Below are 3,150 nucleotides of genomic sequence, written 5' to 3'. Positions count from 1 at the left end.
GTCGAAGGTCTCCAGCCACCCGTGCAGCCACTCGACCACCTGGTCGCGGGTCATGAACCCGTCCGGGTCGGGGCCCTCGTAGCGGTAACCGGGGAGCCGGCAGTGCCAGTTGGGCGTGACGAGCGTGAACGAGTCCCACCGGGTGTCGGCCCAGGCGTGGACTGCGGTCTGCTTCTCCACCACCAGGTGGTCGACGCCCGCGGTGCCGAGGTGATGGCTCACCGAGAGACCGGCCTGGCCGCCGCCGATGACGAGCACCGGGACATGGGCGCCGGGGGAGAACTGCGTGGTGCTCATGAGTGCTCCTGGGGGTCCGGGGAGGCGGAGGGCGCCTCCGCGGGGGATGGGTAGGCGGAGGGCTGGGACGCAAAGGGCAGCGGGGGGTGCATGGAGACGACCTCGACCAGGGCTTCCCCGGGGTGGGCGCGGGACGCGGAGGCCACCTGGGCGGCGGTGTCGGCAGCGGAACTGCAGAGGAAGCCGTAGCGCGCGCGGACCCGCTCGCCCGCCTCGGTGAGCCCGTCGGTGGCCCGGCGGCGGAACTCGGCCACGCTCAGGCGGTCGCCGACCGTGAGGTGGTCGTGGATCACCAGGCTAGGGGAATAGTAGTCCCGGACCGTCCCGTCGGGCCACCGGACGGCGAAGCTCATCTCAGGCACTGGCGAGCGTCCTCTCGTCGGCCGGGTCGCTGACCTCGACCAGCGACCCGTACACGTCGGGGCGCCGATCGCGCAGGTGGAACATCCCGGCGCGCATGGCCGCGAAGGTCCCCGCCACGTCGACCTCGGCGACCGCCAGGCCCTCATCGAGGGTCGTGGTGGCCAGGACGTTCCCGCCGGGGTCGACGATCTTGGCGTTGCCGACGTACCGAAGGGACCCGAACGTCCCCGCCTGGTTGGAGGCCACCCAGAACACCTGGTTGTCCAGCGCCCGCGCGGAGTCGAAGAGGTTGAACCGGTAGGTCCAGCGGTCCTCCTGGAGGTTGGCGGCGGTGGCGGTGCGTGCCGCCGGCCACGCGGACAGGGAGGCGATGATCTCGGCGCCCTGCAGTGCCATGACGCGCGCGGCCTCGGGGAACGCCTTGTCGTAACAGATCTGCAGACCCACCCGCCCGACCGGGGTGTCGAACACCCCATAGTCGCCGCCGGAGGCATAGGACATGTTCTCCCCGAGCGGCTGGTGGACCTTGCGGTAGGTGCCGTAGACCCGGTGGCCGTCGAGGACCGCGGCGGCGTTGTAGCGGCTCACCCCGTCGTCGTCGAGCTCGCAGAAGCCGATGGCGACCACAAGGTCTCCGATGATCTCCTGCACCCGCGCGATCTCGGGGCCGTCGAGCCGGATGGCGGGGGGCAGCGACCGGGACGTGGGCGTGGTGTCGCCGTGGTTGCCGAGGCTGGAGAGGTACCCCCCGATGGCGGCCTCGGGGAAGACCAGGAAGTCGACGCCGCCCTCGCGGGCGATCTGTGTGTAGTGGGCGATGGTCCGGTAGTTCTGTTCGAGGTCGCGGGTGAAGTTGGCCGCGACGGAACCGATGGTGGTCATGGCATCAGACCATGTAGGTCGAGTTGATGATGGCGCCCTTACGGGCGTAGTGGATCAGGGCGTCCTGCACGTCGAGCGGGTGCGCGGGGATCACGCCCTCGATCAGGTCCTCTTCGCGACCGCCGTGGAGCCCGAGCCCGAAGCGGCAGCAGAACACGGTCCCGCCCTCGGAGATGAACGACTCGAGGGACTCGTTGATGTTCTGCTCGCCGGGGAAGCCGGAGTCGCCGGTGGTCGGGAATCCGCGGGTGGCCAGGCAGTTGATCGCGCCGGGGCCGTAGAAGTAGATGGCCGACTCGAATCCCTTGCGCAGGGCACGGGTGGCCTGGAGGACGGCGACGAAGGACACGGAGGACTCGTGTGCGATGCCGTGCACGAGCGTGAAGTACGACTCCCCCTCCTCGGCCTTGTAGTCCGGGAAGATCTTGGTGCCGCCGTAGATGTTGGTGCCCTTGGGCAGCGACGGGTGCGGGATCTCCTTGAGGGAGGCGGCGATGTTCTCGGTGATGGTGGCGTCGAACTCGGGCACTGTGGGCTCCTCGGGGACGGGGTCACCGAAGGGGTTCCGGTGACATGGCAGCGAGTACACGCCCGCACCGTTACCGCCGCGTGTCGGTCCGTTACCGGGTGGTTGCGATTGGAACAACGCATCCGGCGCCGCCGTAACACTCCAGCCGGTGCCGCCCCCTTGTAGTGGCTCTGCGCCGAGACCGTGGCGCCACCGCAGGGGGCCTGAGGTGGCCCCGCGCTCCGCCGCCGGATGCTGATTACACTGGTGCTTTCCGTGCGGCCACGTCCGCCGCGCCCACCCCACCTGGAGGACTCACACGCGTGACCACCACTGTCAGCAGCCCCACCACCGCAGCTCTGTCCGGCCTGGCCGGGGCGGTCGCAGCGAACCCGGCGCTGGCCGATCTGCGGGCGGGACTGGACCGGGACTCCGCCGTGGTCCGGTCGGCGGAGTCCCTGCGGCCGTTCCTGGTGGCGGCACTGGCCGAGCGTTCGCCGCTGCTGGTGGTGACGGCCACCGAGCGCGAGTGTGAGGAGCTGGCCGACGAACTGGCGGGACTGTTCGACGACCCGGGCCCGTCACACGAGGCCGTGGCGCAGTTCCCGAGCTGGGAGACGCTTCCGCACGAGCGCCTGTCGCCCGCCTCCGACACGATCGGTCGCCGGCTGCAGGTCCTGAACTCGGTGATGGGGGGACGGGCACCGAGGATCGTCGTGGCGGCGGCGCGGTCGGTGGTGCAGCCCATCTCCCCGGGGGCGGCCCGCCGGGAGCCGATCAGGTTGACCCGCGGCGCCGAGCTCGACCCGTCCGATCTACTGGCGACCCTGACCGAGTTCGCCTACAGCCGCGAGGACATGGTGGCCCGCCGCGGCGACGTGGCGGTGCGCGGCGGCATCGTGGACGTGTTCCCCACCACCGCGGACCACCCGCTGCGCGTGGAGTTCGACGGGGACACGATCGCCGAGATCCGCGAGTTCTCTGTGGCCGACCAGCGCTCCCTGCCCGAGGGCGAGGTCTCCTCGGCCGTGCTGTTCCCGTGCCGGGAGCTGCTGCTGGACGAGGACGTCCGCGAGCGCGCGCAGCGACTGGCCGGGGCG

4 protein-coding genes and 1 pseudogene are annotated in these 3,150 nt (G+C 70.9%); 1 reads left to right on the top strand and 4 read right to left on the bottom strand.

Features of this window, described 5'->3' with window-relative positions:
* From G6027_RS04455 to G6027_RS04440, 4 genes are all read right to left on the bottom strand, one after another.
* Nucleotides 1–297, bottom strand: a 297-nt coding sequence (locus G6027_RS04455; protein WP_182635759.1) for an FAD-dependent monooxygenase, incomplete at its 3' end; no start/stop codon positions are given.
* Complete coding sequence (locus tag G6027_RS04450; protein ID WP_182635757.1) at nt 294–659, bottom strand: MSMEG_0570 family nitrogen starvation response protein; 366 nt, start codon at nt 657–659, stop codon at nt 294–296. The genes G6027_RS04450 and G6027_RS04455, both read right to left, overlap by 4 nt.
* Entirely contained in the window at nt 652–1,542 is an 891-nt protein-coding gene (locus tag G6027_RS04445; protein WP_182635755.1) for a carbon-nitrogen hydrolase family protein, read from the bottom strand. The genes G6027_RS04450 and G6027_RS04445 overlap by 8 nt, the downstream gene beginning before the upstream one ends.
* Nucleotides 1,543–1,546: 4 nt before the next feature.
* Nucleotides 1,547–2,071, bottom strand: coding sequence for an MSMEG_0572/Sll0783 family nitrogen starvation response protein (locus G6027_RS04440; protein ID WP_182635753.1), 525 nt, complete (start codon nt 2,069–2,071; stop codon nt 1,547–1,549).
* Between the two features lie 302 nt (nt 2,072–2,373).
* Between G6027_RS04440 and G6027_RS04435 the strand changes: the two are divergent.
* Nucleotides 2,374–3,150: pseudogene (locus G6027_RS04435) on the top strand (transcription-repair coupling factor); the annotation flags it as partial.

Source organism: Dietzia sp. SLG310A2-38A2, from assembly GCF_014145095.1.
Lineage (GTDB): Bacteria > Actinomycetota > Actinomycetes > Mycobacteriales > Mycobacteriaceae > Dietzia.
This window is presented reverse-complemented; position numbering and strand designations above follow the sequence as displayed.